The sequence below is a fragment of the Paenibacillus ehimensis NBRC 15659 genome (assembly GCF_004000785.1).
GTDB lineage: Bacteria > Bacillota > Bacilli > Paenibacillales > NBRC-103111 > Paenibacillus_G > Paenibacillus_G ehimensis.
The window spans coordinates 97,293-103,395 of the sequence record NZ_BILX01000019.1; the positions used below are offsets into that span (position 1 = coordinate 97,293).

At 44.8% G+C, this 6,103-nt stretch carries 6 protein-coding genes; 4 read left to right on the forward strand and 2 right to left on the reverse strand.

Features of this window, described 5'->3' with window-relative positions; genetic code table 11:
• Positions 1 to 100: 100 nt before the first annotated feature.
• The gene (locus PEH01S_RS13700) at positions 101 to 2,425 is read right to left on the reverse strand and encodes an ABC transporter permease (RefSeq protein WP_127486067.1); all 2,325 of its coding nucleotides are present in this window, start codon (positions 2,423 to 2,425) and stop codon (positions 101 to 103) included.
• 2 nt (positions 2,426 to 2,427) lie between these two features.
• Entirely contained in the window at positions 2,428 to 3,132 is a 705-nt protein-coding gene (locus tag PEH01S_RS13705; protein WP_127486069.1) for an ABC transporter ATP-binding protein, read from the reverse strand.
• 242 nt (positions 3,133 to 3,374) lie between these two features.
• Here PEH01S_RS13705 and PEH01S_RS13710 point away from each other — a divergent pair, with 242 nt between their 5' ends.
• The 4 genes from PEH01S_RS13710 to PEH01S_RS13725 all read left to right on the forward strand — a co-directional run bounded on the left by PEH01S_RS13710 (position 3,375) and on the right by PEH01S_RS13725 (position 6,046).
• Positions 3,375 to 3,743, forward strand: a complete 369-nt coding sequence (locus PEH01S_RS13710) for a GntR family transcriptional regulator (RefSeq protein WP_025846084.1) — start codon at positions 3,375 to 3,377, stop codon at positions 3,741 to 3,743.
• A 7-nt stretch (positions 3,744 to 3,750) separates the two neighbouring features.
• Positions 3,751 to 4,620, forward strand: a complete 870-nt coding sequence (locus tag PEH01S_RS13715) for an ATP-binding cassette domain-containing protein (RefSeq protein WP_127486071.1) — start codon at positions 3,751 to 3,753, stop codon at positions 4,618 to 4,620.
• Position 4,621: 1 nt separating this feature from the next.
• On the forward strand, positions 4,622 to 5,305 hold the full coding sequence (locus tag PEH01S_RS13720; protein WP_127486073.1) for a hypothetical protein: 684 nt from the start codon (positions 4,622 to 4,624) through the stop codon (positions 5,303 to 5,305).
• 423 nt (positions 5,306 to 5,728) lie between these two features.
• Positions 5,729 to 6,046, forward strand: a complete 318-nt coding sequence (locus tag PEH01S_RS13725) for a hypothetical protein (protein ID WP_127486075.1) — start codon at positions 5,729 to 5,731, stop codon at positions 6,044 to 6,046.
• Positions 6,047 to 6,103: the final 57 nt, after the last annotated feature.

Consider the following 6,103-nt stretch of genomic DNA (forward strand, 5'->3'; position numbering starts at 1 on the left):
CAAGCGCCGATTCTCCTGCCTCAGCCGACGGAGACGCCAGGCAGCGTGTTGTCTGTTCATGCGGCTTCTGTTATTTGCTTCTCGCCTTGCTCAACTCCCATTATTCTATACTTTTTAAGGATTCAATCATATTGATTTGGGTTACTTTTCTCCTAAGCAGCAAGTTTGCCAGAATGGTAAGGAAGAATCCAACAATAACAGCTGCCAACAATACGAAAACGTTTAATTGATCAGGGATTTGTTGATGGGCGCTGGAGAGCGCCTTTACAATAATTGTGTACATATAGCCGCTAATCGGTAAAGCAACCATTACCGCAAATGTGGTTAGGATGATGTTTTCAAGAAATATGAGTCTGTTTATTTTATATTTTGGATAGCCTAATACCTTAAGTGTGGCAAGCTCACGATTCCTTTCATAAATGTTTATGGAAGATATCGTATAAATGGCGCCAAAGGAGAGGATGACGGCACAAATGATAAACATGATAAAAACAAAGCTGTTTTGCTTCAGAATATATTGGGCTGATTTCTTAAGGTCATTCTTATCCGTAATCTTATCTACATGAGGATCTTGCTCAAAGAAGTTACGAACGCTTACAAGATCTGCAGAGCTATTGGCTTCAACTAAAAGCGAGGAAGGATTGTAGGCTATGTCAAAGCTCCGCAAATAGGCTGGCGTGCTATAAAACGACGGATTCGAATACTGGGTAGATATATTTAAAACCTTCATCTCGATCATCTTATTTTTAAACTCTGGCGCTGTGAACTTTAACCGGATGAGATCCCCTTCTGCAATACGATATTTGTCGGCGTAAGATTGGGGCACCAGGACACCATTATTCTCCAGAAATAGTTTGTTATTATTTTCGTCAAAGAAATGAAGGAGCTTGTTTTCTTTTTCAGTAACCGTTAAAGTGGCCTTTTCTTTTTTATCATCTTGTATGAATTCAACAGGATAGGCGGATAAATCAAATTTTTGTTTAATACCGGAGGGGAGGTTTGACGCATCGGAAGATGCTCCTATCGCATAATCTACTCTTAAATCATAAGCATAAACCTCTTCAATCTGGTTAGCCACTTTTAGCAAGGCCGTATGAGTGCCGAAGGCCGTTATCAATAAAACCGTGCTTGCAACAACACCAACCGAGCTCACTAAAGCTTTTTGTTTATTCAGGAATATATTTCTCACAATGAGTTTGTAGCTGTAGGAAATGCGGCTCCAAATACCCGGAATTCTTTCGATAAGAAGCATTTTCATCTTCTTGGGCGGTTTAGGACGCATAGCTTGTGCCGCACGTTCTTTTAATACGGTTATGCCGCTTAAGTAACACGAGAGGAGCCCAAAAGCACTTGAGAATATCATGGGAGGAAGGAACGAGTAAAAAGAAAGAGCGAATTTTATGTCTGGCAGAGAGTAAGCCCTAGAACTCGACGCAGTTACTAAAGGAATAAATACCATAGCGGCTATGGAGCAACCTAGAATTGAGCCTATAATCCCTACCAGCAAAGGGTATCCCATGTAATGAAGCATGATCGTTCTGTTTTTTACACCCAAAGCCTTCATAATACCTACTTGATTTCTTTGTGAATCGATCATCCTCGACATGGTAAGGAATAGGATAATAGCTCCTATCAAAAAGAGAACGAAAGGGATCACCTTGCTCATCAAGTTATTATTATGGATCGTTTCCGTTAGTTTAGAATAGCTGAAACTCCTTTCTTTACTTACTTGGTTTAAATAGGAAAGTTGTTTGGATTGTGCTTCAATGGATTTGCCTAATTGGTCAAGATCATAACCTTCTTTGGCATCAATCAGAACTTCGTTATAGAAAAAGCCGTTTACCATTTCAGGGATCGTGTCTTCGGCCATATAAGCTACTCCGAACGTTTTGTGGTCTTGGATTTCGTTCTTTTTGGCATATTCAACATTCTCGCACAAACCGCTGATGGTAAAGCTATAGTGTTTTTTATTCGAACTTAGGCTGATTTTATCGCCGACACGAACCTGATGTTCTTTGGCATAATGGGAATCTAACAAGATCTCATCTTTTTTAGACGGGGTCCTCCCCTCCACCATAGCAGGCGTATTGATTTCATTGTTCACTGGGATCGAATGCATTTTTATGGAAGCTTTATACCCTTCAAACGCTTGCGTGGCGTCCAGCGTGTAACGTCCTTCTATTTTATTTATCCCTTCAATTTGGCTTAAACCAGCCACTTCATCTTTGGAAATTTGACTGTAATACACATTCAAATCGCTTAAATTATGTTCTTTAAAGTAAGCCTTCGTATAAGCGCTAAGGTTATCGCTATACGTGATCAGCCCCGCATAGAAAAAAGCTCCTACTGCAATAACCAAAACAATGGCGATGAATTGCCCAATAGATAGTTTAATATCCCTTACTAATTTTAATACTAATTTCATCCTTACCACTCAATCCCTTCCACACTCTGTTTTACATCGTTGATCGCAACACTTTCGATCCTTCCGCTTTTTACTTTAATAATTTTGTCAGCCATCGGAGCGATGGCGGAATTATGTGTGACCAATACAACGCACTTTTTCGTTTCCCTGTTTAAATCTTGAAGAAGCTTTAAGACGGATTTACCGGTAACATAATCCAAAGCGCCTGTTGGTTCATCGCAGAGTAAAAGTAAAGGATTTTTGGCGACAGCTCTAGCGATTGCCACCCTTTGTTGTTCTCCTCCGGAGAGCTGAGAAGGAAAGTTTTTGATTCGATCCTTTAATCCGACTCGATGCAAAATATGTTGAGCATCCAGATGTTTTTTACATACTTCAGCGGCAAATTCAACATTTTCCAGTGCGTTTAAATTCGGAATCAAATTGTAGAATTGAAAGACGAAACCAACCTTCTCCCCGCGATATTTGGTTAATTTTTTTTCGTTGAAGCTGGTTATTTCTTGATCGCCGACAAACACTTGGCCCGAGGTAGCCGTATCCATACCGCCAAGGATATTCAGAATCGTACTTTTACCGGCACCGCTTGCTCCCAAAATAACGACGAATTCCCCCTCCGAAATGGAAAAATCAACACCATCAAGCGCCTTAATTGGCACTTCTCCTATTTTGTATTCTTTCGTTACTTTTTTGAATTCGATTAACTTTTTCACTTCTTACATCTCCTCCAAAAATACTTATTGAAACTTCGCAAGTTTCCCTTTGTCAGTTTTATTCTCTTAGCATATTAGTATGTTACTCATGTAGCACACTATAATGCATGTTCTAATCGTTGTCAATAAATACCGCCCAATCCGCCCCTCTACTCGATCGAACGACCGGTTATTGACAATGGTTTGCATATAAATTATGGTATGCTGGATGGATAACATACCGATATACTGAAGGTGGGGCAATGAACATCACTTTCGACGATAAACAACCGATTTTTCAACAAGTAGCCAACATCATTGAGGACGATATTCTGAACGGCACTTTCCGCGTAGACGAGCAAATTCTTTCGGTGGCTCAATTTTCTCAGCTGTTTCAAATTAATCCGGCGACCGTAGTGAAGGGGATCGGCCTGCTCGTCAATGAAGGTGTCCTGTACAAAAAAAGAGGACTTGGCATGTATGTCGCGATGGATGCGAAACAGAAGATTCAGATGAAGCGAAGAGATCGTTTCTACAAGGAGCTGTTGTCCAATCTGCTGAATGAAGCGGACAAACTCGGGCTGACAACCGAAGAGATCATGGACATGATCAAACAGTTGAGAAAGGAATGAACGAACCGTGAGCATAGCATTGACTTGCGGCAATTTAAGCAAAAAATACGGTCGAACTTACGCATTGCGGAATCTGAATCTGCAGCTGGAGGAAAACGTCATTTACGGCTTGCTCGGGCGAAACGGCGCCGGCAAAACGACGTTGCTCAACATGATCGCAGGCGGAATCTTCCCGGACTGCGGCACCATCGAGGTAAGAGGAAAAAAGCTGGGCAGAGGAGAACTTCCGAAGGATTTCTGTTTCGTACGCGAGAAAAACAAACACTTCGGAGGAGCGCGGGTTATCGAGATTTTGCAGGTTGCTGCGAATTTTCATCCGAATTGGGACTGGACGTATGCTCATGAGTTGATCAAAACGTTTCAGCTTGATCCGCACAAAAAAATCAGACAGCTATCCAGAGGCACGGAATCGCTCGTCGGAAACATCATCGGTCTGGCCAGCCGGGCGCCGCTGACGTTATACGACGAGCCGGTGCTCGGACTCGATGTCTTGATGCGGGAAAGGTTTTACAAGGCGCTTCTGGAGGATTACGCCAATCACCCTCGCACGATTTTACTGTCTACGCATTTGATTGACGAAATCGCCACAGTCACCGAAAAAGTTTACATCATTGAAGCGGGCTCCCTCCTGCTTCATGATGAGATGGACCGGATACGCATGTCAGCTCATCTGATCCGGGGAAATTCGGAAGCGGTGGCTTCGTTTACAGCCGGAAAGCGAGTATTACATACGGAAACCTATGGCCGCGGCACACTTGCCGCTATTTACGAAAAGCTGGACGATGGGGACATGCAGCAGGCGCGCGCGATGGACATTTCGATTGAAAATCTGACACTTCAAAAGTTTTTCTCGTATTTGATCGAAGGAGGTCACTAAGTTGGGCGCATGGGCCGTTCATTTAAAGGCAACCTATTTGCAAATGAGGCTTTACATCTGGGCCGTCATTATTCTTATCCTTCTTGGAAGGCTGGCAGAATTCATTGTTAGCCTCTTTATAGACAGCAGCCAAAGTACTATCCTTTCGGACGGCAACATGCTGATTCTCATTTTGCTCCTTTTCGCGATCGTACTGCCGATCGGTTATTACAAACGCATCGTACATTTGGGCGCAAGCCGAGAGCAATATTATAAGGGACTTCAATTCGTCTTTGCCGTCTGGGCAGCAGCCATCGCTTTGTTTAATTCTTTATGGTTTGTGCTTGAAGTGAATGTGATCCGGAATTACACGAACACTGTTGATCTGATTGAAGCGTTTCGTTGGGATAACTTTGGCTTGGCAGGTTCTTTTCTATACCAAACCGCCTTTTATTTGATGGCGATGGCGCTTCTAAGCATGCTGATCTCCGGTTCCTACCACCCTGTCGGTTGGCTGCTGTGGGCGCTGCTCATTGCGGCGATCCCGATCGGAACGGCAATTCCTTCGCTGCGCGTTCATGTCGTCTTTTTTTTCAAAGCACTGTTATTCAACGACTCGCTGCCGGAGGGCGTCGGATTTACCCTTATGCTTTATTTCGTTTTCGTGGCCGGCGGCTGGCTTTTTACCAGGGGAAGAACGCATTGAATAAACTCGGTGAATGGTTATGCATTACATCGAATAAATGTGGATTTCTCACTTTATATGATTCTTCACATGTGATTGGTCATAAAAAGTAAAATGATCGACTGGGTAATGACAGGCGACCGTGGAATATAGTGGCTAACGATGGACGACTTGACCGGGGAAACCAGCGGTGCGGCGGTGACGGTTGCATGCCTACGAAAACCGACTGTATGACGGCGGGCAATAGCCGAACGACCGGTTGTTTAATAAGAGGCAAAGCCACAGGCCCAAGGTGCAGGCGGTACCGTGAAGGACTATGGCCGTTTCGCGGCCAGTCGTAGCTGGGGAAGCAGATGTATCACTTAGAGCAGAATGTTTGCCGCATTAAAAAAACGCCACTCACATATTGGCGCCGACGGCAGCCTTCGGGTGGCATCCGGAAGAGTGACGGCAGGTGAAGCCGCACGTCCCGGGTGCACAACTGCATACATCAGCCAAGGGAAAACGACGGTACGGCAGCTGCCGGTTCCTAACGACGGCCTGAAGCATGACGGCGGACAGCCGGACCGAGTGCACCAAGTGTACGACGGCATTCGCCAGTCAGGGGAGGACTTGCGGCATATCGGCGGAAGCGTGCTCACGACGTACCGCAGCGTATCGGCGGGAGGGCGGATCGTGTGTCCGGGGTGCAGGCGGCAAAAACCATCCCGGGGAAGTCCGACGGCCTGTCTGCGGGCGAAGCCGGACTCCCCGAGTACATAGCGGCATAAACCAGCTCACGAATCCGGTCGCCTGCATGCATACGGTATCCGGAAAATG

Bases quoted from the DNA above. Each gene is read 5' to 3' on its own strand.
- PEH01S_RS13700 (WP_127486067.1), bottom strand. From the start codon at position 2,425: ATGAAATTAGTATTAAAATTAGTAAGGGATATTAAACTATCTATTGGG.
- PEH01S_RS13710 (WP_025846084.1), top strand. From the start codon at position 3,375: ATGAACATCACTTTCGACGATAAACAACCGATTTTTCAACAAGTAGCC.